Source organism: Zhongshania sp. (assembly GCF_029212375.1).
Lineage (GTDB): Bacteria > Pseudomonadota > Gammaproteobacteria > Pseudomonadales > Spongiibacteraceae > Spongiibacter.
The window spans coordinates 286,663-312,217 of the sequence record NZ_JARGNU010000001.1; the positions used below are offsets into that span (position 1 = coordinate 286,663).

Annotated in this window: 26 protein-coding genes; 21 read left to right on the plus strand and 5 right to left on the minus strand. The window is 49.5% G+C overall.

The features are described 5' to 3' along the window. Positions 1–6 precede the first annotated feature (6 nt). Positions 7–846: an SDR family NAD(P)-dependent oxidoreductase gene (locus P1U47_RS01235; protein ID WP_301026694.1), complete on the plus strand. Its 840-nt coding sequence runs from the start codon at positions 7–9 to the stop codon at positions 844–846. A gap of 3 nt (positions 847–849) precedes the next feature. On the opposite strand, the gene P1U47_RS01240 is transcribed toward P1U47_RS01235, so the two are convergent. Further along, positions 850–1,887, minus strand: coding sequence for a folate-binding protein (locus P1U47_RS01240; RefSeq protein WP_301026695.1), 1,038 nt, complete (start codon positions 1,885–1,887; stop codon positions 850–852). 134 nt (positions 1,888–2,021) lie between these two features. On the opposite strand from P1U47_RS01240, the gene P1U47_RS01245 reads away from it, so the two are divergent. Together P1U47_RS01245 and P1U47_RS01250 are read left to right on the plus strand one after the other, a co-directional pair. Next, positions 2,022–2,282 (plus strand): succinate dehydrogenase assembly factor 2, encoded by a 261-nt coding sequence (locus P1U47_RS01245; RefSeq protein ID WP_301026696.1) that lies wholly within the window; start codon positions 2,022–2,024, stop codon positions 2,280–2,282. Then, positions 2,254–2,691, plus strand: coding sequence for a protein YgfX (locus P1U47_RS01250; RefSeq protein ID WP_301026697.1), 438 nt, complete (start codon positions 2,254–2,256; stop codon positions 2,689–2,691). Before P1U47_RS01245 ends, P1U47_RS01250 begins: the two co-directional genes overlap by 29 nt. Here the strand turns inward: P1U47_RS01250 and nadB are convergent. Beyond that, complete coding sequence (nadB, locus tag P1U47_RS01255) at positions 2,688–4,280, minus strand: L-aspartate oxidase (RefSeq protein ID WP_301026698.1); 1,593 nt, start codon at positions 4,278–4,280, stop codon at positions 2,688–2,690. The genes P1U47_RS01250 and nadB overlap by 4 nt on opposite strands. Positions 4,281–4,496: 216 nt before the next feature. Between nadB and rpoE the strand changes: the two genes are divergently transcribed. From rpoE to recO, 10 genes are all read left to right on the plus strand, one after another. After that, positions 4,497–5,093, plus strand: a complete 597-nt coding sequence (gene rpoE, locus P1U47_RS01260) for an RNA polymerase sigma factor RpoE (protein WP_301026699.1) — start codon at positions 4,497–4,499, stop codon at positions 5,091–5,093. Beyond that, entirely contained in the window at positions 5,090–5,668 is a 579-nt protein-coding gene (locus tag P1U47_RS01265) for an RseA family anti-sigma factor (RefSeq protein ID WP_301026700.1), read from the plus strand. Before rpoE ends, P1U47_RS01265 begins: the two co-directional genes overlap by 4 nt. 1 nt (position 5,669) lies before the next feature. Next, positions 5,670–6,623, plus strand: coding sequence for a MucB/RseB C-terminal domain-containing protein (locus P1U47_RS01270; protein ID WP_301026701.1), 954 nt, complete (start codon positions 5,670–5,672; stop codon positions 6,621–6,623). Continuing rightward, positions 6,620–7,111 carry a SoxR reducing system RseC family protein gene (locus P1U47_RS01275; RefSeq protein ID WP_301026702.1) on the plus strand — a complete coding sequence of 164 codons (492 nt, stop codon included), beginning with the start codon at positions 6,620–6,622 and terminating at the stop codon, positions 7,109–7,111. Before P1U47_RS01270 ends, P1U47_RS01275 begins: the two co-directional genes overlap by 4 nt. Positions 7,112–7,200: 89 nt before the next feature. Further along, positions 7,201–9,000, plus strand: a complete 1,800-nt coding sequence (gene lepA, locus P1U47_RS01280; protein ID WP_301026703.1) for a translation elongation factor 4 — start codon at positions 7,201–7,203, stop codon at positions 8,998–9,000. A gap of 14 nt (positions 9,001–9,014) precedes the next feature. After that, positions 9,015–10,070 carry a signal peptidase I gene (lepB, locus tag P1U47_RS01285; RefSeq protein ID WP_366943095.1) on the plus strand — a complete coding sequence of 352 codons (1,056 nt, stop codon included), beginning with the start codon at positions 9,015–9,017 and terminating at the stop codon, positions 10,068–10,070. A gap of 18 nt (positions 10,071–10,088) precedes the next feature. After that, the gene (locus tag P1U47_RS01290) at positions 10,089–10,460 is read left to right on the plus strand and encodes a DUF4845 domain-containing protein (protein ID WP_301026704.1); all 372 of its coding nucleotides are present in this window, start codon (positions 10,089–10,091) and stop codon (positions 10,458–10,460) included. Then, the gene (rnc, locus tag P1U47_RS01295) at positions 10,457–11,140 is read left to right on the plus strand and encodes a ribonuclease III (RefSeq protein WP_301026706.1); all 684 of its coding nucleotides are present in this window, start codon (positions 10,457–10,459) and stop codon (positions 11,138–11,140) included. Before P1U47_RS01290 ends, rnc begins: the two co-directional genes overlap by 4 nt. Further along, complete coding sequence (gene era, locus P1U47_RS01300) at positions 11,137–12,066, plus strand: GTPase Era (protein WP_301026707.1); 930 nt, start codon at positions 11,137–11,139, stop codon at positions 12,064–12,066. The genes rnc and era overlap by 4 nt, the downstream gene beginning before the upstream one ends. 2 nt (positions 12,067–12,068) lie before the next feature. Beyond that, positions 12,069–12,782, plus strand: a complete 714-nt coding sequence (gene recO / locus P1U47_RS01305) for a DNA repair protein RecO (RefSeq protein WP_301026708.1) — start codon at positions 12,069–12,071, stop codon at positions 12,780–12,782. A gap of 1 nt (position 12,783) precedes the next feature. Here the strand turns inward: recO and P1U47_RS01310 are convergent, their stop codons facing one another. Then, complete coding sequence (locus tag P1U47_RS01310) at positions 12,784–15,381, minus strand: ATP-binding protein (RefSeq protein ID WP_301026709.1); 2,598 nt, start codon at positions 15,379–15,381, stop codon at positions 12,784–12,786. Positions 15,382–15,590: 209 nt separating this feature from the next. Here P1U47_RS01310 and cysM point away from each other — a divergent pair, with 209 nt between their 5' ends. From cysM to mazG, 3 genes are read left to right on the plus strand one after another with little or no spacing between them, the layout of a single operon-like run. After that, entirely contained in the window at positions 15,591–16,496 is a 906-nt protein-coding gene (gene cysM / locus P1U47_RS01315; RefSeq protein ID WP_301026710.1) for a cysteine synthase CysM, read from the plus strand. 39 nt (positions 16,497–16,535) lie between these two features. Beyond that, positions 16,536–18,773 carry a GTP diphosphokinase gene (gene relA / locus P1U47_RS01320; RefSeq protein WP_301026711.1) on the plus strand — a complete coding sequence of 746 codons (2,238 nt, stop codon included), beginning with the start codon at positions 16,536–16,538 and terminating at the stop codon, positions 18,771–18,773. Between the two features lie 2 nt (positions 18,774–18,775). Continuing rightward, on the plus strand, positions 18,776–19,585 hold the full coding sequence (gene mazG, locus P1U47_RS01325; RefSeq protein WP_301026712.1) for a nucleoside triphosphate pyrophosphohydrolase: 810 nt from the start codon (positions 18,776–18,778) through the stop codon (positions 19,583–19,585). Between the two features lie 97 nt (positions 19,586–19,682). Here mazG and P1U47_RS01330 read toward each other — a convergent pair whose 3' ends face one another. Beyond that, positions 19,683–20,018 (minus strand): type 1 pili tip component, encoded by a 336-nt coding sequence (locus P1U47_RS01330; RefSeq protein WP_301026713.1) that lies wholly within the window; start codon positions 20,016–20,018, stop codon positions 19,683–19,685. Between the two features lie 460 nt (positions 20,019–20,478). Here P1U47_RS01330 and adk point away from each other — a divergent pair, with 460 nt between their 5' ends. The 3 genes from adk to P1U47_RS01345 all read left to right on the plus strand — a co-directional run bounded on the left by adk (position 20,479) and on the right by P1U47_RS01345 (position 23,258). Then, the gene (gene adk, locus P1U47_RS01335) at positions 20,479–21,126 is read left to right on the plus strand and encodes an adenylate kinase (protein WP_301026714.1); all 648 of its coding nucleotides are present in this window, start codon (positions 20,479–20,481) and stop codon (positions 21,124–21,126) included. Between the two features lie 109 nt (positions 21,127–21,235). Next, complete coding sequence (gene hemH / locus P1U47_RS01340; RefSeq protein ID WP_301026715.1) at positions 21,236–22,231, plus strand: ferrochelatase; 996 nt, start codon at positions 21,236–21,238, stop codon at positions 22,229–22,231. 67 nt (positions 22,232–22,298) lie between these two features. Beyond that, positions 22,299–23,258: a hypothetical protein gene (locus P1U47_RS01345; protein ID WP_301026716.1), complete on the plus strand. Its 960-nt coding sequence runs from the start codon at positions 22,299–22,301 to the stop codon at positions 23,256–23,258. A 59-nt stretch (positions 23,259–23,317) separates the two neighbouring features. Here the strand turns inward: P1U47_RS01345 and mobA are convergent, their stop codons facing one another. After that, positions 23,318–23,917, minus strand: a complete 600-nt coding sequence (gene mobA / locus P1U47_RS01350; protein WP_301026717.1) for a molybdenum cofactor guanylyltransferase MobA — start codon at positions 23,915–23,917, stop codon at positions 23,318–23,320. A 98-nt stretch (positions 23,918–24,015) separates the two neighbouring features. Here mobA and tsaB point away from each other — a divergent pair, with 98 nt between their 5' ends. Both tsaB and P1U47_RS01360 read left to right on the plus strand, forming a co-directional pair. Next, entirely contained in the window at positions 24,016–24,699 is a 684-nt protein-coding gene (tsaB, locus tag P1U47_RS01355) for a tRNA (adenosine(37)-N6)-threonylcarbamoyltransferase complex dimerization subunit type 1 TsaB (RefSeq protein WP_301026718.1), read from the plus strand. Between the two features lie 24 nt (positions 24,700–24,723). Continuing rightward, positions 24,724–25,524: an undecaprenyl-diphosphate phosphatase gene (locus P1U47_RS01360; protein ID WP_301026719.1), complete on the plus strand. Its 801-nt coding sequence runs from the start codon at positions 24,724–24,726 to the stop codon at positions 25,522–25,524. Positions 25,525–25,555 lie beyond the last annotated feature (31 nt).

Sequence of the window (25,555 nt, forward strand, 5' to 3'; positions counted from 1 at the left end):
GTACGGGTGAAAAATTTTAAGAATAAAGTCATCGCAGTTACGGGTGCGGCGTCGGGTATCGGCCGCGCCTTAGTTGAAGGTTTACTTGCCGGTGGCGCAAGAGTTGCAGCTTCTGATGTTGATGATGCTAATTTGCAGAGATTGCGAGAATTTGGCGTGGCAGCCGACCTGCTGCTATCCAAGGTTGATGTCAGTGATCAGGCTGCAATGCAGCGGTGGGTTGTAGAAATTAAGGGCCATTTTGGCGCGGTCGATGGGGTGATTAATAATGCAGGGGTGGCGCTAAGTTGCCATGCGGCAGATCAACCTCGGGCGCAAATGGAGTGGTTGTTTAATATTAATTACTGGGGGGTGATAAACGGCGTCGAAGCTTTTTTGCCGGAGCTGTTACGTCGCCCAGAGGCCTGTATCGTCAATATTTCATCGCTGTTTGGCTTGATGTCGGTGCCGTCGCAGTCTGCTTATAATGCGGCAAAATTTGCGGTGCGCGGCTATTCTGAATCACTAAGGCAAGATTTGCGGAACACCTCGGTAAGCGTGGTGACGGTGCACCCTGGTGGGATTCAAACCAATATCGCCAATAACGGTCGGCATCTGCACTCGATAACCGGCAAGGCTGAGGATCGCGAAAAAACCGCTGCTTTATTTAACAGCATTGCGGCGACTAGCCCAGAGCAGGCTGCTAAAAAAATCATGCGCGGTATGCAGAAGTCTAAGGCGCGAGTGTTGATCGGTAGCGATGCGTGGTTGTTAGATAAAATTCAGCGCCTGTTTCCCGCTTGCTATGACCGTTTGCTCGTGCCGGTGATGAATATCGGCACGCGCATGGCCTTAAAGCGAGTTTGAGGCTTAGTCTTTGCTGGGGATGGCGTAGGGTAGTTCAGTTACCGTGAGTAGCGTTGAGCTGTCGGAAAAATGAATTTGCTTACCGGCCACGGCGTCTTCAGTTAGCACCGCCAAGAGCGCACTGCTCTGATCGCCACCGACCATGCTCACTAAATTGCCGATACTTTGCTCGGCGTCGCCACCAAATAATTCCGTTCCCGCTGGGTAGTTAAGCCCACTAGCGGAAACTGTTGCTTTATAAAGGCGGCGCTTGAGTTTGCCGCGGTATTGCATGCGGGCAACCACTTCTTGGCCGGTGTAGCAGCCTTTGCTAAAGCTGACCCCGCCAATCACTTGGTAGTTCAGCATTTGCGGAATAAACATGTCTTGGCTGCTAGCGCAGACCTCGCCGATACCGGCTGCGATATTAAGCGACTCCCAGTAGTCTGCATTGCAAATTTGAGCAGTTGGGCTGAGTTGCTGCCACATATCGGTCGCTTGGTCGCAGAGCCCCCAGTATTCAAAGCGCTCACCAGCCTCGTCTAGCTGCACAACAATACCCTTGTCGCTGCTGACCTGTGCCATTGCTTTATTCGGTAGCTGCTCAAAAATAGCCTGTAAATTTTGACGGGCCGATTTACCGCTAATACCGATGGCAACGCGCTCGTCGCTGGCATTGCGGATCTTGGCTTTGGAAAAAACAATGTATTTGGCGAGAGTGTCGCGGCCGCTGTCGGCGGTGTCGGCACTTAGCCGCAGCAGTGCTATTTCTGGGCTGGCCATGCCGGCAGTAAAGCTAATGACCATGCGGCCCTTGATATTGCAGTAGCTGCCTAGCGAGGCTTGCTCGGTGCTTATTGTTCGCCAGTCGCAGGTGGTTTGGCCCTGCAAAAACTTACTGCAATCTGGGCCTTCTATGGCGAGAAAGCCATATTGACTGAGCGGACTGAGTTGTAGCAGGTCTGGATTTATTTGCGGCTGAACGTCGGTTTGCCAATAGCGACCGTCTCGGATTTCGCTGGCTGGGTGCTGGGTGCTGAGGTACTGCCAAAATGTGTTCATAGTGTCTCAATGGTATCGCTGTCGAGATTAAATGCGTGGCTGAGTTGCACTGCTGTGTGCTGAGCGCAGATTGACGCTATAATACGCGTTTTGCGCGCAGTTAGCTTAAGCGGGCAGTGACGTAGTGGAAAATAATGGTTTCGGAAAACGAGTTCAAGCGAATTTGCTGGGCCTGCCGTCGTGGCATGCTGGAATTAGATCTGGTTATGGAGCCCTTTGTACAAAAGCGCTTTCGTGACCTTGATGAGGAGGACCAGCAGCGCTTTATTAAGCTGCTAGAGTGTGAAGACACAGAGCTGTTTAGCTGGTTTTTGGGCCGCGTTGAGCCCGAGGATCCAGAGCTGGTGAAAATTGTAAGAATGATCAATGCGTACGCCAAAGCCTCTGCTTCTTGAGTTAAAGCCCTCGCGCGGGCTTGCCGTTTATCTATTACTGGTGCACGGTTTGGCGGGCGGGGTTTTACTGGTGATTCTGCCAAGTGCGCTAGCAGCGCTCGGCTTGCTTGCTGCAGTTTTCAGCGGCCGTTACTATTGGCGGCGGTATATTGATTTTGCCGTTCCAGAGGCCGTGCCCCTGCTAAAATTTGCAGATAATCGCTGGCAGGTTTTATGTTCAGGCGCGCAAAAATTTGAAAGTGTGGAATGGTTGGATGCTACGATTCTGCGCTATTTGGTGGTGCTGCGTTTTCGCGATTTGGCGGGGCGGGGCGTAAATGTCTGTATTTTGGCTGATCAGTTAGACCCCGAGGTTTTTCGTCGCTTGCGTCAAGTAGCCGGCTTTGCGCGGCTGTCTCATCCCCTTTAGTTGCTCACCTTTCGGTAATTTTTGGGGGTGAGAATGGTGTCTACTGGAGTGTCGAGGGTCTCGGGGTAGTCAAGCGTAAAGTGTAGGCCGCGGCTTTCTTTGCGCTCCATAGCTGAGCGAATAATCAACTCGGCTACCACTGCAAGGTTGCGCAGTTCAAGCAAATCATTGCTTACTTTGTAATTGGAATAATACTCGTCAATTTCCTGCTGGAGCAGGGCGGCGCGGTTTAAGGCGCGCTGCAGGCGTTTATTGGTGCGCACAATCCCCACGTAATCCCACATAAAGCGGCGCAGCTCATCCCAGTTGTGAGATATGACTACGTCTTCGTCGGAGTCGGTGACTTGGGATTCATCCCACGGCAGCGCTATTTCGGGTAATGGCAGGTTATCGAGCTGCGTCTGAATGTCCTTGGCCGCCGATGTGCCGTAAACAAAACATTCCAGCAGCGAGTTGCTGGCTAGGCGATTGGCGCCGTGCAGGCCGGTGAAAGAAGTTTCGCCGATGGCGTATAGCGCAGGGATGTCGGTGCGGCCGTTTTGGTCGACCATTACACCGCCGCAGGTATAGTGGGCTGCCGGTACTACCGGTATTGGTTCGCGACCAATATCAATGCCGAGCTCAAGGCAGCGGGCTTTGATGGTAGGGAAGTGCTCAAGCAAAAATTCTGAGGACTTATGGCTGATGTCTAAATAGACGCAGTCGCTGCCGAGGCGCTTCATCTCATGGTCAATGGCCCGTGCCACTACGTCGCGGGGCGCTAGCTCGCCGCGTTCGTCGTAGCGGAACATAAAGCGTTCACCCGTGGCAGACAGCAGTTTGCCGCCCTCGCCGCGAATGGCTTCGGTTATCAAAAAGGATTTTGCCTTGGGGTGGTAGAGGCAAGTTGGGTGAAACTGATTGAACTCCATATTGGCAATTCGACAGCCCGCGCGCCATGCCATGGCAATACCGTCGCCGCTGGCGCCGTCGGGGTTGCTGGTATAGAGATAGGCTTTGTTAGCGCCGCCAGTTGCTAAAACAACTACTTTGGCGTGGAACAATCCGACGTGGCCGCTGTCTCTATTGAGCACATAGGCTCCGTGGCAGCGATTATTGCGCACCACTAAGTCGATGGCGACATGTCCGGTGAAAATCTCAATGTTTGGATTTTCTTGGGCGCGCTGGGTCAGTGTTTCTGAAACAGCGCGGCCGGTGGCATCCGCTGCGTGAATGATTCTACGCTGGCTGTGACCGCCTTCTCTGGTAAGATGAAAGGCGTCGCCGTGTTGTTCGTAGCGACTAAATTGAACACCTTGGGACAGCAGCCATTTAATGCTGTCACTGCTATTTTTAACTGTAAAGCGCACGCTGTCTTCGTGACAGAGCTGAGCGCCAGCGATGAGGGTATCGCTTACATGTGCGTCAACGGTGTCGCCGTCGTGGAGAACGGCGGCAATCCCGCCTTGTGCCCAGTAGGTCGAACCCGCGTTGACGTCGCCTTTGCAAATGATCGCAATGCGCGCGCTGGCGGCAAGATGCAGCGCCAATGTAAGACCTGCGGCACCGCTGCCTACCACCAATACATCGTGGGAGTGGTAATGGTTCATGACTGGTATTTGCTCCTGCCGCAGTGCGGCTATAATATGCCGCTGGGGTGTGAATTGGCGCAAAGTATACTGATACGCCGTCGCCTTACCAATATTTGCCTGCAGTTTGGCCGCATAAAAAGGCTTAACTGCCGAAAAGGGATACGATGACAGAACTTCTTTTGACCATCACGGTCTATTCAACAGATGCTGCCGAAGGGCTGACGGTGAGCAAATATGGCCCAGCCTAAACAAACGGATCAGCAACTGGTAGAGCGAGTACAAAAAGGCGATAAGCGTGCTTTTGACCTTCTTGTTCTTAAATACCAGCATAAAATTTTTGGTTTAATTTCACGCTATGTGAAAGATAACGATGAGATTCAGGACGTCGCCCAAGAAGCCTTCGTTAAGGCGTATCGGGCTCTGCCCAAGTTTCGTGGAGACAGCGCGTTTTATACTTGGTTGTACCGGATAGCCATTAACACGGCAAAAAATTATCTGGTTGCTCGCAACCGCCGTCCACCGGGTGTTGATGTGGATGCCGCTGATGCAGAGTATTTTGACGGTCCTTCTGCCCTCAAAGATATTGAAACGCCGGAGAACCATCTTTACGGTGAAGAGCTTAAAAAGGTGGTGCAGGACGCGATTAAAGCACTACCCGAAGATTTGCGTTCGGCGTTGAGCTTGCGTGAGTTTGATGGTTTAAGTTACGAAGATATTGCATCGGTCATGGACTGCCCGGTGGGTACGGTTCGGTCGCGAATTTTTCGCGCCCGAGAGGCAGTGGATGTGCGAATTAAGGCCCAGATTAGTGGCGAAGAGGTGGAAGTATGAGCGATACCGTTAGAGAATCACTATCAGCGTTGATGGATGGTGAGACCAACGAGCTTGAGTTGCGGCGTATTCTTAGCGCGGACCAAAATTTGATTCGCCGAGAGTGGGCTGATCTGCATCGCTGCCAAGATTTAGTTAAAGGCACTGATGAGCGTTTTTCAGGCTGGGATATTTCAGCGCGCGTGATGTCTGAAATTGCTGATGACCAAGTGGCGAAAAGTGGTGTGGCAAGCTGGAAACAAGTGATTTCTGGGTTGGCGGTTGCTGCCAGCGTCGCCACAGTGGTTGTGGTGGGGTCAATGGGTGGCGATATGTTTGGCAGCTCAGCGCCAAAACTGGCCGACAACAACGGTATGAGTGGCCGGGTGTATCCCGCTACTGCTTCTGCGGCGGTTGGTGGTGTTGCGGTGAGTGCGCAGGCTCAGGGTTCACCTGCTGGTCCGCTGCTCAATGACGATGCCGAGGCTCGCAAGCGCTTTGAAGCGTATTTGCGCAAGCATACGGATCGGGCCGCGTTTAACAATGGGCAGGGCATGGTCTCTTATGCTCGCGTTGTGTCTCAGGAGTCTAAATAGCGTGAGATTGCGGCTTGCTGTTGTTGCGATGAGTTTGATGTTTGGTAGTGCCTATGCCCTGAGCTTGGAGTCTGAAGCTGAAAGTCAGGAATCTAATGCTGAGGTGGGCAGCGATTTACTTAACCAGATGACGCACAGTCACCGCGAGCTTAATTATCGCGCAATTGTTAGTTATCAGGTTGGAGATCAGCTAAATAGCTATCGTATTACTCATACTGTTCGTGATGGCAAAGAGTTTGAATCACTTGAGTCTCTTGATGGCAGTCATCAAGATTTAGTTTACCACGGGCACGATATCAACTGTGTCCACCCTGGTCCGCAATTAATTCGCCTGTTTAGCGGCGAAGAGGAGCAGGGCTTTTATCGTTATTACGACCTCGATGTAAAAGGCGCTGCGCGGGTTGCGGGTCGCGAGGCCGTTACGCTCATGATTCGTCCCCGAGATGTTTATCGTCTAGGCTATAAATTATCCCTCGATAAAGAAACTGGTTTGCTTTTGCGGTCAGATATTGTCAATCAACAGGGTAAGGTTTTAGAACGATTTCAATATGTTATGCTGGATTTAAATATTCCTGCTGACGAGCCGGTAGTTGCCGATGCAAGAGAAGTGCAGCACCGAGATATGAAGTCTGATGGGGCAGCGATACAAGCGTTGGCTAGACGCTGGCGGCCAAATTGGATTCCCGCAGGATTTACCTTGGCGCAATCCGAGAATAACGACGAAGCCGCGATGACCTATACCGATGGTCTGGCAGTAATGTCGGTGTTTGTCGAGCCGTTGGTAAACACCGAGGCTGGGCAAACTGTTATTGCCGAGGGCGGCATGCGCCGCGGCGCCTCGGTAAGTTATACGGTTGCTTTTCCAGACCAAGGCCGTTTTGCCACGGTGGTTGGTGAAGTGCCCATGTTAACGGCCAAGCAGGTCGCAAAATCCCTAACGTGGACAGTGCAGTGATTAGTGAAACCGGGCGTGTTGTAGGTATCGATCACGATGCCCTGTGGGTGGAAACCATTCAGCGCAGTACCTGTAGTAGCTGCAGCGCGCAAAAAGGTTGTGGTCAGGGCTTGATGAATAAAGCGCTGGGCGGCCGGCGCAACCAGTTGCGGGTGAAGCTTGGTAATCAATCTGCGGATGACTTTCAGTTAGATGACCAGCTTGAAATTGGCATTCCAGAGCGCGCCTTAGTCGGCGGTGCCATGGTGGTGTATTTAGTGCCTCTATTCACTATGTTGGTCGCGATGGCAGGGGTTAGTCATTTCATTGCGGGCGACGTTGCCGCGGCGGCAGGCGCATTGTTTGGTTTTGTGGCTGGGATGGCAATATTGAGCTTGCACGCACGTTGGATTCGCGATAATCCTGATTATCAGCCGCAGATATTGGCTAAAAAGCCGTCATTGGCTGCTCAGCCGGTGTCAGTATTTGATTCCCCCTATTCAGTTTAAGTCTATTCATAGCTTACAGCCCTGCCTTTGCGCTACAATCGCGCCCCTGAATTTCCATTATTTCTGTAGCCCTGAGGTATAAACCGAGCGTGCCTAGTCTCGATTTGATTCGTAATTTTTCTATTATTGCCCATATTGACCACGGTAAATCGACCTTAGCGGATCGTTTTATACAGACCTGTGGCGGTTTGACGGAGCGTGAAATGTCCGCTCAGGTTCTCGATTCAATGGATATTGAACGGGAGCGGGGCATCACCATTAAGGCCCAGTCAGTCACCCTTAATTATCTGGCCGATGATGGTAATACTTATCAGTTGAATTTCATCGACACGCCTGGCCATGTCGATTTTTCCTATGAGGTGTCACGCTCGCTAGCCGCTTGTGAAGGTGCGCTGTTGGTGGTTGATGCGGCTCAGGGCGTTGAAGCTCAGTCGGTGGCCAACTGTTACACGGCGATTGAGCAGGGCCTAGAAGTATTGCCGATTCTGAATAAAATGGATTTGCCCCAAGCCGACCCCGATAAAGTAAAGCACGAAATTGAAGAAATTATCGGCGTTGATGCCTCCGAGGCCGTCGCGGTGTCGGCAAAATCGGGCATGGGTATCCACGAGGCGCTGGAGCATCTCGTTGCCAAAATACCTCCGCCAGTAGGTGACACAGAGGCCCCGTTGCAGGCGCTGATTATCGACTCTTGGTTTGATAACTACCAAGGCGTAGTGTCTCTCGTTAGGGTGAAAAACGGTACGCTGAAGCGCGGCGATAAAATCATTAGCAAAACCCTGGGCAAACCTCAGATTGTTGACGTAGTGGGTATTTTTACGCCCAAGCAAACCTCGACCGGTATTCTTAAAGCGGGCGAGGTGGGCTTTATTATTGCCGGTATTAAAGACATTCACGGCGCGCCAGTGGGCGATACTTTTACTCATGCTTCAACACCCAATGTGCCAGCCTTACCAGGCTTTAAAAAGGTAAAACCGCAGGTTTATGCCGGTCTATTTACAGTTTCGACCGAAGACTATGAAGATTTTCGCGATGCCCTCAGTAAATTAACACTGAACGATGCCTCCTTGTTTTATGAGCCAGAAAGCTCAGATGCGTTGGGTTTCGGATTCCGCTGCGGTTTCCTCGGCACCCTGCACATGGAAATTATTCAGGAGCGCTTAGAGCGCGAATACGATTTAGACCTGATTACCACCGCGCCAACGGTTATTTATGAAGTCCTAAAGAAAAACGGCCAAATAGTGATGGTAGATAATCCCTCATCTATGCCAGATCCAGGTGAGCTGGAAGAAACCCGAGAACCGATTGCACGGGTAAATATTTTGGTACCACAGGAGCACTTGGGCAATGTAATAAGTCTGTGTGCGTCAAAGCGCGGTATTCAAAAAGACATGCAGTTTTTAGGGCAGCAGGTATCGCTTAATTGGGAAATACCCATGAGTGAGGTTGTGCTGGACTTTTTTGACCGTTTAAAATCAGTAAGCCGAGGTTTTGCTTCCTTGGATTATAGTTTTGAGCGCTTTGAAGCTGCTAATCTTGTAAAGCTGGATGTATTAATAAACGGTGACCGAGTTGACGCACTGGCGATGATTGTGCATCGTGATATCGCCCAGAGCCGCGGTCGCGCGCTGGTAGAAAAAATGCAGGAATTGATTCCACGACAAATGTTTGACGTGGCCATTCAGGCGGCAATTGGCGGGCAAGTTATTGCTCGGCAAACGGTGAAAGCGCTACGTAAAAACGTGACGGCAAAGTGCTATGGTGGCGACGTGTCTCGTAAGCGCAAACTGTTAGAAAAACAAAAAGCGGGTAAAAAGCGTATGAAGCAGGTGGGTAATGTTGAAATCCCCCAGTCAGCGTTTTTGGCTGTGCTCAATATTGATGGTTAAAGGAAAATAGCCGCATGGTAAATTTGATTCTGATCTCTGTTGCGGCGCTATCGTTAGTCGTATGGTTATGCCAAGAAACTAAGGGCCGCCGCCAAATGCAACAGGCTTTGCAGTGGTGCTCTGAAAAGCGCACGGCAAGTGATGCTGCTAGCCTGCGCCAGCAAGCCTTGCCGAGCTGGCTGGAGTGGAGCTATAGATTAGTGCTCCTTGGCTGGTTTGCCTGGATTGCCAGCGTGGTGATGATAAAGGACGGCGACTTTGCCCTAGCATTGGTGGTACTAACCATTATTGCGGGTATTATTGGCGGCCTTGATCGTTTTGTTTTTGAAAAAGCCCGCCAAGCCTATGTCAACGCCGGTAATGTGGCGGTGTATATCACCTATTTTATTAAACAAGATCAAGAATCGCTCAAAGCCGACTTTGGCGGGGCATTGCCCATTGCGGAAAATGCGCGATCATTCTTCCCTGTGTTACTAGTGGTTTTAGTACTGCGGTCTTTTGTAATAGAACCTTTCCAAATTCCGTCAGCATCAATGGTGCCGAGCTTGGAAGTGGGCGATTATATTCTCGTTAATAAGTTTAATTACGGTTTGCGTTTGCCGGTTGTGGGCACCAAAATTTTTGAAGTGGGCGAGCCTAAGCGCGGTGATGTTATGGTTTTTTTTCCGCCCAATGATACGCGCTATTTTATTAAGCGGGTGGTGGGTTTGCCTGGTGATGAAATTCGTTATATTAATAAGCAGCTTTATATTAACGATGAGCCAGTTCAGCAGACCTTGTTGGCCGAAGTACCGCCACTACAGCCTGTGACCCAAGTATTAAAAGAGCAGCTGGACAATGTGGATCATTTGATTCACCACGATAAGCGAATTTATCGCGGTGATTTTGTTACCACAGTTAAGCCAGGTCATTACTTTATGATGGGTGATAATCGCGATAATAGTAGTGACAGTCGGGTGTGGGGCCAGGTGCCAGAACAAAATATTGTCGGTCAAGCCTTTGCGATTTGGATGCACTGGCAGTCATTTAATGATTTACCAAACTTTAATCGCGTGGGCCGGATACGCTAGCGAGAGTAGGGACGGATTATGAAAAGCAAACAGCAAGGTATGAGCATGCTCGCCGCCTTATGCGTGTTGGGCGTGGTGTTGTTTTTTGCCACAATAACCGTGCGGCTGGCGCCAATTTATGTGGATTACTGGACTTTAAGCCGCATTATTAAAGACGTCGCAGCGGAGAGCCGCACTAGCGACGCGACACCGGCGGGCATTAGAAAAGAATTGTCAGGCCGCTTTATTACCAACCGTATTGAATCGGTATCGCTAAGGGATATTAAAATTAGCGTTGATAAAAAAGGGGTGCTTATTGACGCTCGCCATGAAAAGCGAGTGCCCCTGATATTTAATATTGACGCCGTGGTGCGCTTTGATGAAGCTCAGTTCTTGGTACCCCACACTTGAGTTTAACTAGCCTCAATCAGCTCTGCCAAAAAATAGGCTACGAGTTTACAGATACCGATTTGCTGACGATGGCGGTGACCCATCGCAGTTTTAGCGCCGACAATAATGAGCGAATTGAATTCTTAGGCGATTCGCTCTTGAACATGATCATTGCTGAAGCCCTATATCACCGGTTTCCTAATATTGATGAGGGTGATCTCAGCCGAATTCGCTCAGTTTTGGTAAGCGGTAAAACCCTTGCCGCGATTGCGCTTGAATTTGATCTTGGACGCTATTTACGTTTAGGCGCAGGTGAAAAAAACAGTGGCGGCCAGCGCCGCGCCTCGACCCTAGCGGATGTGGTAGAGGCTTTGATCGGTGCTATTTATTTAGAGTCTGGTTTTGATGTGTGTAGGGAGCGGGTGCTGGCTTGGTTTGCACCGCGCCTATCGGCCTTAAACCCTGAGTCTAGCCACAAAGACGCCAAAACGCGGCTGCAAGAATTATTGCAAGCGCGCAAACAACCTTTGCCGAATTACCAACTGATTGAAACGGCTGGTGCTGACCACCAGCAAACTTTTGTGGTGGCCTGCTCGGTAAGCTTATTAACCTCGTCGGTTTCTGCCTCTGGCAGTAGTCGGCGCAAAGCCGAACAGGCAGCTGCCGAACAGGTGCTGTTGGCATTAAAGGAAGTAGAATGAGTGCTAGTGGAGAGAATACCGAGATGAGCGTACAGCGCTGTGGCTATGTGGCTATTATTGGCCGCCCCAATGTCGGTAAATCGACCTTGCTGAATCATATACTGGGGCAAAAGCTTAGTATTACCTCACGCAAACCCCAAACGACACGCCATCAAGTGCTCGGCATTAAGACCGAAGGGGAGGTGCAAGCAATTTATGTTGATACCCCCGGCATGCACTTGAAAGAAGAAAAAGCCCTTAATCGCTATATGAATAAGGCGGCGAGCTCAGCGATTAAAGATGTCGATCTCATTCTGTTTTTAGTGGATCGCGATCGCTGGACAGATGACGATGATCTGGTGCTAAAAATACTTGAAAATGCGCGCAGCCCCGTTGTGTTGGTGATTAATAAGGTCGATCGGTTGGACGATAAAGGTCAGCTATTGCCTTTAATTACTAATTTGCAGAGCAAATACAAATTTGCCGACGTGGTGCCTGTGTCGGCGCTGCAGGGCCATAACCGCGAAGAGCTTGAAAAAGTAATTGCTCGGTTTTTGCCTGAAAGTACGCACATGTTTCCAGAAGATCAAATTACCAACCGCAGCGAGCGCTTTTTGGCAGCGGAGCTGGTCCGTGAAAAAATTATGCGTCAGCTAGGTGAAGAAATACCCTATTCGATGACGGTGGAAATTGAAGAGTTTACCGAGTCGCCACGCTTACTTGAAATCAGCGCTTTGATTTTAGTTGAGCGCGATGGTCAGAAAAAAATCATCATTGGCGAAGGCGGTAGTCGGCTTCGGCAAATTGGCACCGAGGCCCGTAAGGACATGGAGCGGGCGTTCGATAACAAGGTAATGCTACGCCTGTGGGTTAAAGTTAAATCCGGTTGGTCAGACGATGAGCGCGCCCTGCGCAGCCTTGGTTATACCGATATTAATTTAAAGTAATTATGAATCGTGTCGAAGGCGAACTGTGTTTTGTTTTGCATATTCGCCCCTATCGCGACACCAGTGCCTTAGTTAATTTATTTAGCCCAAACTACGGGCGTTTCACTTGCGTGGCCAAGGGCCTGCGCGGGGCTGGCCGGTCCCGTCAACCTTGGCGCGCGGCACTGCAAGCCTTTAATCTTGTTGGTGTAAGCTGGCAAGGGCGAGGTGAATTAAAATCCTTAATCGATGCCCAGCATCAGCAGAGCTATAACTTACAAGGTAAAGCGCTATTTTGTGGCTTGTATGTAAATGAGTTACTAGAGCGCCTGCTGCATCAGCATGACCCCCAAAGCGATGTTTTTGTCTTATACACTCAGTGCCTTACCCAACTTGCGGTTGGCGAAGAGCTTGAGACGACCCTGCGCCGCTTTGAATTTGGTTTATTAGACGCTTTGGGTTACGGATTAAATTTTTCGGTTTGCCATCGTACCGGTTTGGCGGTAATGGCGGAGCAAACTTATTGTTTTCAGCCGGCAGAGGGCTTGGTGTTAGCAGACCAAGACTGTGGCCTCGTGTTCTCTGGCGAGGTGCTATTAAAGCTCGCGCGCGGTGAATTTAATCACCAAACCTTACCTGCCGCGAAGCGACTTAGCCGCTTGGCACTGCAAACCTTGTTAGGCGGTAAACCTTTGCGCAGCAGGGCACTGTTTGCACCGGCCGCCACGGCCGATTAACTTAGCTGTCAAAAACTGCGTCGAGCTCGTGTTCCTCTTGCCATTGTAATAACTCATCTATCGCTGTAACTAAATTAACAACGTCTGTGTTGGGGGTTTGGTGGTCGCCGAGGCTTTGTTCAAGTTGTAAAACCTTGGCTTTTAATACGGGTGTGCCGGTATAGCAGCACGCCCCCTTAAGGCTGTGATTGATGTCTGCGATGGTGTCGCGGTCATTCAGCTCTAGGGCCTGAAGTAAGGCCTGTTTGTGCTTGGGCAGACTGCTTATTAGCATGCCCAACATTTCTGCCGCTAAGGTGGCGCGGCCTTTGGCTAGCTTTAAACATTGTGAAATATCGACAGGGCGAGGTGGCGTGGCGGTGTTCTTTTCGCTGAGGTAGCGATTGAATAATTCGGCGAGCTGATGTTCGGTAATTGGTTTGCTCAGGTAATCATTCATTCCCGCTTCGCGCAGCTGTGCAGGGTTTTCCGGTGCTAAATAGGCTGATAGCGCAATAATTGGGGTGTCGCGATTTAAACCACCGCTACGAATTTGGCGGCTAGCTTCAATGCCGTCCATATGTGGCATCTGGATGTCCATAAAAATAAGGTCAAAGCACTTTTCTTGGCAGCGCTGAATTGCGTCAACACCACTTTGCGCCGTTGTAGTGGCGGCGTTTAAATCGGTTAAAAAGCTAGCAAGGATATGTAAGTTAGAGGGGTTGTCATCTACCGCCAATATTGATGTGGCTGGGAATTGCTGCGCTTTACGGAGAGCGGCGGGCTTTATTTCTCGGTTTAGTGCATCGAATAATTTGATGTGTGAAATAGGCTTGCTTAGGTAGCGGTGTTCTTGGTGCTCGTCCGCATCGTGGTTATAGGGGCAGAGGAGTATTGCAGAGCGGTCTAAGTTGCAAATGAATTGGCTAATGGCTTCGTCTTGCTCGTCGCTGCTTATAAGGAGGTAATCACAATCGGTATTTAGCTCTGTAATATTTGTGCAGTGAATAGTAGTAAGTCCCCAGTTGTCGAATAGCATTTGTAATGAGTGGGCATGAAGGGGGCTGGGGTCGTAAAGCGCGATGTGTTTGCCGCGCAGGGCATTAAAGTCGCGTATGCGAATGGCATTGTTGACGACGGTGAAATTAATCGTAAACCAAAAGGTGGCGCCTCGGCCTAGCTCGCTTTCAATACCAATTTCGCCGCCCATTTGCTCAATTAGGCCTTTGACAATAACTAATCCGAGCCCAGTGCCGCCATACTCCCTCGTTATTGATGCATCGGCTTGGCCAAAATCTTTAAAAATTTTCTTTTGTTGGTCTTTCGATAAACCAATGCCAGTGTCGCTGATTTGGATGGTTACGGCGGCATGTTGCTCGTCATGGCTATTGCTCTGAACATTGATAAGGATGTGACCCGCAGGCGTAAATTTAATAGCATTATTAATTAGGTTTGTGAGTATTTGTCTAAGTCGTAATGCGTCGGACAAGACGGTTTCCGGTGTGCCTTTCTGTATTGTGAGTATCAGCTCAAGCTGCTTGCCTGCACTGTCGGGGGCGAGCAATTGCAGTGTGTCTTCTATGACTTCACGAAGGTTTACCGGCGCACTGTCGAGGACTAATTTTCCGGCTTCGAGCTTTGAAAAATCCAGGATGTCGTTAATGATAGCGAGCAAGCTGTTGGCTGAGCTATTAATGGTTTCAATGGCTTCACGTTGGCGGGTTTCAAGTTCGGATTTCAATAAAATCCGGCTGAAACCAATAATGCCATTGAGGGGCGTGCGAATTTCATGGCTAGTATTGGCTAAAAACTCCGATTTAACTCGGCTGGCATTTAGGGCTTCGCGGCGGGCCAAATCGAGTTCTATGTTTTGTACTTCAACGGTTTCTAGGGTCTCTCGTAAATCGGTATTACTCTGCTCAATGTTGCGTTGCAAGTCCTGTAATTCATTTTGGTGGGCGCTATTCAATAAATTCAATTCTTCGGCAATCTCACTAAATTCATCATTACCAGGAATGTGGGCATGGAAATTTTTGGCGCCGTTGGTCATGCGCCGAACTGCTTGGCGAAGCGAATTTAAATCTCGTGTTAGGATTTGGTTGATATAGCTACTTAAAGTAACGCAAATAATAAATGCGCAAATCATAAAGGTGGCGCCAATCAGTAAGGTTTGATATTGGCGGATTTCTAAATGTTGCCAGTTAAACTGCATGGCGACCCAGCCGATGGGGGCGGGTTTTACGTCGTTTTGCTCGCTTGGTTTAATGATGGGTTGCAGAATAAATAAACCATCTTGTGAAAAGTAAAGCTGGGCGCTGGGGCTTTTCTGAGCAATCTGTGCTTGCGGTAAATTTGACCGCGGGCCAGCTTGAGCAAGGAGATCTAAATTGGCATTGTAAATACCGACTGCACGGACTGCTGGCTCTTCTAACGCCGTGGTTGAAATTTGTTGAAGTGCGTCGCCGTGATTACTTGCCAGCATGTGTTCGGCAACAATTGCGAGGTGTTCGCTGGAGGTTTTGGCGCGCTCGGTCATCATGCTGCGCAATTCGTGAATCTGGGTGTACATTAAATACGCGCTCAGGCCAATAGATAGTGCCAGCACGGGCAACAAGACCATAACCAATATTAATTTTCTAATTCCTAAGCGCCTGGGCATTGCTTGGTGGAGCCTTCTGGGGTTGGAGTGGTATTATCATGACCGAAAAACATGGGCGCTGCTATTATTGTGCAGAGTAATCAGTGCTGCAATGACGCTGGGGCAGATGAGTGAAATTACTGGACTAGCGTGGTGGTGCGTCAAGCTATAAAGAGGTTTAAGTCCTTGTTATGAAAGACTTTCCAACAATAGATCAATATATTGGCAATACCCCCTTAGTGCGCTTGCAGCGGCTGCCGGGTAAGACCTCTAATACTATTCTGGTCAAGCTAGAAGGGAATAACCCTGCCGGCTCGGTTAAAGATCGACCGGCTATGAGTATGATAGAGCATGCCGAGCAGCGTGGGGTGATTACGCCGGGCGATACTTTAATCGAGGCCACCAGCGGTAATACAGGTATCGCACTGGCCATGGCGGCGGCAATAAAGGGTTATAAGATGATTCTTATTATGCCCAGTCATATGAGCGTGGAGCGCAAATTGGCGATGGCGGCCTATGGTGCGAGTTTGCTTGAAGTGTCCCAAGAGGCTGGAATGGAAGGGGCGCGGGATTTAGCCCTAGAAATGCAAGCTGCGGGGCAAGGCAAGGTGTTGGATCAATTCTCCAATAGCGATAATCCCCAAGCCCATTACGACGGTACAGGGCCTGAAATTTGGCAGCAAACCGACGGTCGAGTGAGTCATTTTGTTAGCTCCATGGGCACAACGGGCACCATTATGGGAGTGTCGCGTTATTTAAAAGAACAAAACCCCGCAATTGAGATCATAGGTCTGCAACCGGATGGTTGTTCTAGTATTCCGGGTATACGACGTTGGCCAGAAGCGTACCTGCCGAGTATTTACGATTCGGTACGGGTGGATAAGGTCATTGATATGGACCAAACAACAGCAGAGACCACGATGCGTGCATTGGCCGCGAACGAAGGTATTTTTTGCGGAGTGTCGTCTGGTGGCGCGGTAGCTGGTGCGCTGCGGATTAGCGAAACAGTAGAAAATGCCGTTATCGTCGCTATTGTTTGTGATCGCGGCGACCGGTATTTATCGACCGGAGTTTTTGATGCGGCCCTAAAATACTAGTGTCTCAGAGCGTGTCTAAGCTGCAATTGGTGGGAACTCATGGTTAAAGTAAGGGAAGATTTTCCGTTATTAAAGGATGGTCGAGTCGACATAGATAGCTGGATTGCCAGACTTCCTATCGATGTTCAGGTAATTGACCGTGTTCAATTACATCGAGCGATGAGCGTTGCCGAAGCGTGTGCAGCGTTGCCCACGCCGATTGATGCGCCAAAGGCAGAAGGTTTAAGCAGTTTTTTTACCGCATTGGAAATGGTGGAAATTCTCGCCGATTTACATCTCGATCAAGACAGCTTAATTGCCGCGACCCTGTTCAGAGCGGTGCGTGAGAACCGTCTTAGTTTGGCCGAGCTAGAACGGGATTTTGGTCGCCCAGTTGCAAAATTGGTAGATGGCGTGCTTGGAATGGCGGCGATTTCCAAGGTTAATGCCGAGTTAGACGCACCCGTGCTTGGCCAATCTGAAGCCCAGAGTGAAACTATTCGCAAGATGCTGGTGGCATTGGTAGATGATGTTCGTGTTGCACTCATTAAGCTCGCGGAGCGAACCTCGGCAATTCGCGCAGTAAAAAACAAACCAGATAAACGCTATCGGGTTGCGCGCGAGGTGGCCGATATTTACGCACCCCTAGCGCATCGTTTGGGCATAGGCCATATAAAATGGGAGCTCGAAGACCTTTCTTTTCGCTATTTGCAGCCGCTTGCCTATAAGAAAATTGCCAAATTACTCGATGAGAAGCGCCTTGATCGTCAACACTATATTGACGACGCTATTGCGATGTTAGAGAAAGCGCTAAAGGACGATAATATCCAAGCCGATATCGCCGGTCGCGCAAAACATATTTACAGTATTTGGCGCAAAATGCAGCGAAAAGGTATCGGTTTCTCTCAGGTTTACGATATTCGCGCCGTGCGAGTATTGGTGCCAGATACCAAGTCTTGTTATGCAGCTTTGGGCTTGGTACACGGGCTGTGGCGCAATATTCCCAATGAGTTCGACGACTATATTGCCAACCCCAAAGATAATGGTTATCGCTCCTTGCACACCGCAGTCATTGGCCCCGATGGTAAGGTTTTAGAAATCCAAATTCGCACCCGTTCAATGCATGAAGAGGCTGAATTTGGGGTGTGCTCACATTGGATGTACAAAGGTACCGACAAAAGCGCCAAAAGCACGAATAGCTATGATGAAAAAATTGCGTGGTTGCGCCAAGTTTTGGATTGGCACGAAGAAAGCGGCAGCAGCAGCGACGTAGCCGAGCAATTTACCCACACCCAAGATCGGGTTTATGTTTTTACCCCCGACGGGCATGTTGTGAACCTGCAAAATGGCGCTACGCCACTGGATTTTGCCTACCATATTCATACTGAGGTGGGTAACTGTTGTCGCGGGGCCAAGGTGAATGGTCGTATTGTTCCGCTTACCTATACGCTAAAGACCGGAGAGCGGGTAGAAATTCTAACCGGCAAAGACAGCGAACCGCGCCGCGATTGGTTGCAAAGTAATCTTGGGTATCTAAAAACCTCGCGGGCCAGAACCAAAGTGCAGCACTGGTTTCGATTACAGGCCAAGGAAGACAATATTGTTGCTGGCAGGGCGTTGCTAGATAAAGAATTTAAACGCCTAGCATTGAATAGCATCGACTATAAATATTTGGCCGATCAAATGCACTGCCCCAGTGTTGACGATATGTACGCCTCAGTTGGTGCCGGAGAAATAAGCACCTTCCAGCTGATAAAAGCGGCGCACAATCTTGCTGGACGAGAGGGTGATGCCAGTCAATCGCTCGTTAAATTGCGGCCGCCGAGCACCAAAAATAATGATGGCAGTCAAATTCGAATCAGCGGTGTAGGCAATTTAATGACCTATTTCGCGCGCTGCTGTAAACCGCTGCCTGGCGAGGCGATAGCTGGGTATATTACCGTGGGTAGGGGCGTTAGCGTGCATTTGCAGGACTGCAACAAGCTGCTGCAATTGCAGAGCGTAGAGCCCCAGCGAATTATTGCGGTAGATTGGGCCGACGCCCAAATTGAAACCTATCCCGTCGATATCGAATTAGAGGCCTATGATCGCCAAGGGTTGTTGCGGGATATCACTCAGCAGTTGGCCACCGAGAAAGTGAACGTTATCTCAATGAGTACCGTTACTGATACCGCTCATCATATGGCAACCATGAACATTCGTCTTGAAATTCGCGATCTGGCCACCTTGTCAGACTTATTTAACCGTCTCAATGGCCTTCCGAATGTGGTGGCGGTTAGACGAATTAGAGAAAACTAGTCGTGAGCTACACTATTGCGGATTTACAGTACCTAATGAGTCGCTTGCGCGACCCAGAAACCGGTTGTCCTTGGGATTTGAAACAGACGTTTTCAAGTGTGGTGCCTCATACCCTTGAGGAGGTTTACGAGTTAGTTGATGCCATCGAGCAGGGTGATAGCGAACAAATACGCCAAGAGCTGGGTGATGTTCTATTTCAGGTGATTTTTTACAGCCAGTTAGCTACTGAGGCAGCGGATTTTAGTTTTGCGGATGTGGTGAATGATATTGTTGAAAAGCTACTGCGCCGTCATCCCCATGTTTTCCCCGATGGTCAGCTGACGTCAGTGCGGAATGCCGATGCGCCGGCAGACGCAGCCATTAACGCGCGCTGGGAAGAAATTAAGCAGCAAGAGCGCGAGCAAAAATCCCAACTCAGCGCGATGGATGATGTTCCCCAGGCTCTGCCCGCGCTCACTCGCGCGGCAAAACTGCAAAAACGGGCTTCCCAAGAAGGTTTTGATTGGACGGAATTGCGGGATGTTGTCGCCGCGCTCAGAGCGGAAATCGATGAATTGGATGCGGCAATTGCACTTGCCGATCCGGCTGATATTGCTGACGAGATGGGCGATGTTCTGTTTTCGGCTATTAATGTTGCCCGTCACTTAAAGTTGGACGCCGAAGCCGTGACGCGCGGCGCTTGTCGTAAGTTTGAACGTCGCTATCGATTTGTTGAACAGCGCTGTCGTGAAACCGGTCATATCGCGGTGAAAGGACAAGAAAATAGTCAGCTAGAGTTGTTTTGGCAAGAGGCGAAGGCAACTGGACTTTAGCTTCCCTGGCAGTTGCGTATTGCGCGGTGGAGCTTTAACAATAGTAGGCTGGCCTTTTGTTAACCGAGGCCAGCCATTTGGCTTTAAGTTTTAACAACTAATGGTTTTCGTGATGTTTGTAGCGATTAAGATGCTTTTCCATTAAGGAGAGGTAGCGGGGGGTGGGGCCGATATCTTCGTATAGCGGGTCGCCCAGTTCATCTGTGGAAACTATTTTAGAACCCTGCTGGTAGGGCATTACGCTTTCCATCTCGTCTAGCGCTGCGCCTAATAAATCGGTAATAAGCTCCTCTATATTGCGGCGCGGGTAGAGTTCGGCCAAGGCATTGAGCCGTGCGGCGTCTTTAATGGATAAGCGAACCTCGTAGCAATCTGCAGTGAGCGTGCCACTAGCGGTTTCTTCCCAGAGAGATAACAATTCTCGTACTTTCATAATGCGGTACCTGTCATCTGGGGGCGGAACTGAAAATAGCCGCCCATAAATAAATAATACCTATGTACGAGGCTTTTTTGCTAGCATTATCGGTGTAAATACTATCCCTAATTGCAATGGAACTCTTTGGAGGTAGAGAGACTGCTCTTCGGTCGTAGCATAAGGTAGGTGTTAAGTGTGGCCTAGGCTTTTGACTTGCGTAATGCAGCTTTGTCTCTTGTTTCTTTGCGATAGCAACTATTTAAATCGTGTTGAGTTTGGACCATTAGAATGCGCAGGTATTTTTGCGTTTACATGTATAAATTGGATGATTTGCAGGGGCTGCGGTCTTGTGCTTTGGTCGTAGAAAGCGCCATAAGTCTTGTGTGCTGGGCCATTGCTGTGTATCGTTGTGCGCTTTTGCTGCGGCGGCCCCTACGGCGCAGGCTATGAATTTGTTACTATTGGGGAGTTTCCCGCTATGCGCGTTATATTATTGGGCCCTCCGGGGGCAGGTAAAGGTACTCAAGCACAGTTTATTTCCGAGAAATTTGCTATTCCGCAGATTTCTACTGGCGATATGTTGCGCTCGGCCGTCAAGGCTGGCAGTCCACTGGGTCTTCAGGTAAAAGAAGTGATGGCTTCCGGTGGTTTAGTGTCGGATGAAATCATTATTGCGTTGGTTAAAGAGCGTATTACTGAAGCCGATTGCAGTAACGGCTTCCTGTTTGATGGTTTTCCCAGAACTATTCCTCAGGCTGAGGCGCTTATCTCTGCTGGTGTGAATATTGATAAAGTGCTTGAAATCGCCGTTGCCGACGAAGAAATCGTGACTCGGATGAGTGGTCGTCGCAGTCATGAAGGCTCCGGACGGACATACCATCTTGTTTATAATCCACCCAAGCAAGAAGGGCTGGATGATATTACCGGTGAAAAACTGGTTCAGCGTGAAGACGATCATGAAGATACGGTGCGTAATCGCCTAAACGTATATCACGAGCAAACCAAGCCGCTGGTCGCATTTTACAGCAGCTTAAGCGGTGACAACGCGCCGCAATACTCGCGGATCGAAGGCGTGGGCTCGGTTGATGAAATTACACGTAGAGTGTTCGCCGCGCTAGCAGACTAATTTTTATCATAGTCTTTAAAAAGGGCGCCTGCGGGTGCCCTTTTTTTATTGTTAATATTTAATCAGGCTCTATTCCCCCTTCTTCGTTATGTTAAAAGTGAGTGAACACATGAAGTCAGGAATCGTTTTTGTAAATTTAGGTACGCCGACGGCACCGACCCCAGCAGCCGTTCGGGTATTTTTAAAACAGTTTCTTTCCGATCGCCGCGTGGTGGAAGTTCCCCGACTTATTTGGCTGTGTATCCTTTATTTGATTATTTTGCCGTTTCGGGCGCCGCGAGTGGCACGGGCATACCGCCAAATTTGGATGAACGATATTTCACCGCTGCGTTACTTTTCTCAGCGTTTGGTAGACGGCGTCGCTAAACGGGTCGCGGAGCACTATCCCGAACAGGATATCGAATTTCGTTTGGCTATGACCTATGGTCAAATCTCAATATCGGTCGCAATTGAAGAATTGCTAGCCTCTGGGTGCGAGCGTTTGTTTTTCCTGCCCTTATTTCCACAATATTCGGCGACAACGACGGCGGCGGTGCACGACGAAATTAATAGGGTTTTTTCTCGCTATCGCGATATTCCCCAGTGGTCGTGGTTGCGCAGTTATCATGATCACCCAGTTTACATCGAAGCTCTGGCGCAAAGTGTTAAAAAGCATTGGGCTGAGTCAGGCCAGGGCGAGCGTTTATTGATGTCTTTTCACGGTATTCCCAAACGCAATGTTGATTTGGGCGACCCCTACCAACAGCATTGCGAAGAGACCGCGGCGGCGTTGGCAAAGGCATTGAATTTGAATGCTGATCAGTGGCAATTGAGCTATCAATCTCGTTTAGGAAAGGCTGAGTGGTTGCAACCCTATACCGACAAAACCGTTATCGCTTTGGCGCAATCCGGATTGAAAAAAATAGATGTAATGTGTCCGGCTTTTGCCGTTGAATGTTTGGAAACACTAGAAGAAATAGATGGCGAAGTGCATGAATATTTTATAGAAAATGGCGGGGAAGCATTTCGTTATGTCGCTTGTCTCAACGACAGCGAGTCGCATCAAAAACTAATGATTTCTCTCTGCAAGTCGTTTATTGAAGAAAAAAACCAATTATTTTCGTAAAAAAGTAAGAATTTGTACGTAAATCAACGACTTTTTTTTGCGTTGGTTATTTTATGTGCTATTTTTATTGCAATTAAATCAGCATCGTCGTCGCCAAGGAGAATTAATGATGCCAGCCGCTAAAAAAGCCCGCGTTAAAGCAGCCCCTGCTCAACGTAAACCAAGAAGTAAAAATGTCGCTTTAGTAAACCCACTCGTTATCAAAGCAGAGGAAGGTTTAAAGAAAGTTGAGGCTATGGTCGCCAATGAAAGACGCGCTCTAGCCGCGGCAAAAACTAAAATTGAAGCTGCTCGTGCTAAGGCGAAAAAAACCGCTCGCGCCGCAGACAAAAACGCAGTTAAGCGCGCTGTTGCCGCTGCTGAAAAAGTAAATGAAAAACTGAAAGCAGCGCGCACAAAAGCTGCCGCCGGTAAAGTTGATCTAGCAAATGTAAAAGCCGTTGCCAGAATCAAAGCTTCAGAAACAGCGATTACACAGAAAGTGGCTGAGCGTTCGCAAGCCTTGAGCAGTAAAGCCGATGCCGATTTGGCAAAAGCAGTTAAATTATTCGAGCAGCGTTTCAAAAAGAAACGCGCAGCAGCCAATAAAGCAAAAATTGCTTTAATTGAGAAGAAATTACTCGCCAAGCACAAATTAGCTGTTAAGCAATTAAGCGCTAAAATTAACGGCAGCAAGCCTAAAAAGGCGGCCGTTAAGAAAGCGCCAGCGGCAGCCGCTGTTAAAGCTGCTCCCGCTGTGAAAAAAGCGCCTGCCAAAAAGACAGCAGTTGCCAAAACAGCAGCGAAAAAAGTCGCTGCTAAAAAAGCGCCAGCTAAGAAAGTCGCAGCGAAGCCCGTTGTTGCAAAAAAGGTCGCTGCTAAAAAAGCCGCGGCGCCAAAGGCCGCTAAAGCAGCTACAGTTAAAGCGCCTGCCGCACCCAAAAAGCCTCGCGTAAAACGCGCTCCAGCTAAAGCGAAAGCTACGGCAGCCGCGCCAGTCGAAAGCCCAGTAAGTGCACCAGCTGCAACTGAAACGCCAAACAGCTAATTTACACTTTGCTGGTAAACAAAAAGGGAGGCCTAGCCTCCCTTTTTTGTGTCTGGGTTTTAAGCTTGTGGCGTGATATCGCCGACGGTATTGAAATTTCGAAACGCGTGTTGTTGACCACTAAAGTCGGCGCTGACGGAATTAAGTTGGCGATACCACTGATTGACACTGCGCCCACCGCTTGCGAGGTAGTCGCCCAAGCTGTTGGTCAGCTGGGTGTTGAGCAGGGCAAACAAATACTGGCCGCGTTCGCCGTCGTTGGCGTAGGTGATGTCGGCGTGATGTTTGTGATGCGCTTGGTATAGTTTTGCTAGTAGATCCGGAGGTGGGCAGGGGCTGTCGCAGGGCAAAATAAAGGCGTAGGGCGTACTTGCCGCTTGCAGTGCGGCATAAATTCCCGCAAGGGGCCCTTGGAAGCCGCTGATGCTGTCTGTAACGGTGTTGGCGTAATGCCGATACTGTTCTTGGTTCCGATTACAGCTAATTAATATGTGCTGTATTTCTGCCGGTACGGCCGTTAAAACATGTTCAATAAGTGGGGCGCCGTGCCATTGCAGCAAACCTTTATCTTGATTATTCACGCGTCGGCCAGCGCCACCGGCGAGAATGACGGCGGTGATTGATGCGGGGTCGTAATTGCGGTATTCGTTTATCGCCATTATTTTTAATACTGCGCTAATTTATGAAGCGCATAATCCCAATGTGGTATGATTCTGAGCATTCATTTTACTCTGATTTCTCCAGTGGTTTTTTCTTCATGAGCAGTTTACTCGCGATAGAGGCTTCAACAGAAGCGTGTTCGGTTGCCTTATTGCACCAGGGCAAAGAAATAGAAGATTTTCGAATGCTGCCCCGAGCCCATACCCAATTTTTATTACCCATGGTAGCCCAGATCCTCGCTGAGGCGGGGCTTAATCTTGGCCAAATTGATGCGATTGGTTTTGCCGCTGGGCCTGGTTCTTTTACTGGTTTGCGAGTTTGCGCAGGTGTGGTACAGGGCTTGGCATTTGCACGGGATCTTCCGGTTGTCGGCGTGTCCACTTTGCAAGCGATGGCTCAGCATGCCTTGTTGGAATATCAACTCAGCGACGGCGATGTTGTTTTGCCCACACTTGATGCACGTATGGATGAAGTGTATTGGGGGCAATATAAAGTTGCGGCGGGATTTGCGGATGTGCTGATCGCAGATAAACTGTGCCCACCAGAAGATGTAAGGATTGCAGACGTAGCCGCGCGCCTGATCGGTGTCGGCAGTGGCTGGGGCTATGCCCCACGCTTTGCGGTAAATCGGGCTCCTGTGACAATTGATGAAGAAGTTTATCCTCGCGCCAGCGCAGTGCTGCGTTTGGCTGCGCGGGAGTTTGCCGCTGGCCGCTATAGCACTGCAGAACAGGCCCAACCGGTGTATTTGCGCGACAGTGTCGCTTGGCAAAAATCGTAATTTAAACTGAGGAAGAACACTACAATGGATGCGTTTCGCGCGGTAATACTGGCGGCAATTCAAGGGCTGACTGAATTTTTGCCAATTTCGAGTTCTGGGCACTTAGTGCTACCCCAAACCTTGTTTGGTTGGGAAGACCAAGGCTTGGCCTTTGATGTGTCTGTGCACGTTGGCTCGCTGTTGGCCGTGTTGTGGTATTTTCGAGTTGAGGTTAGGGGGATTTTAGGGGATTGGTTTGGCAGTTTAGTCGGCGGCCAACAAAATGAAAATAGCCGCTTGGGGTGGATGGTTATTGTAGCGACGATTCCTGCCGTGGTAGCTGGGCTTATTTTTAATGATTTTATTGAACTGAATTTGCGAACCGGTTATGTGCTTGCCACCACAACATTGGTTTTTGGCGTTATTTTGGGCGTGGTAGATCGCTACGCGAAACACAGTCGTCACCTTGCTGATATTGGTTTGCGCATTGCGCTGATTGTTGGCTTTGCCCAAGCGATTGCTCTAATCCCCGGCACCTCGCGTTCGGGGATTACCATTACCGCTGCATTGATGATGGGCTTAAGCCGCAGTGATTCGGCGCGCTTTTCTTTTTTATTGTCGATGCCAATCATTGCCGCAGCCGGTTCATACAAATTGTTGGAATTAGTACAGGGTAGCGCCGAGGTGCCTTGGGGGTATTTGTTTATAGGCTTTGTTGTGTCGGCAATTACTGCCTATGCATGTATTCATGTATTTATGCGCTGGGTTGAGCGTATGGGTATGATGCCCTTCGCAATTTATCGGGTGATATTGGCGGCGATTTTGTTTGCGGTGCTGGCCAATTAAATATCACTAGGTAAGGCTGCTGAAAAATCGC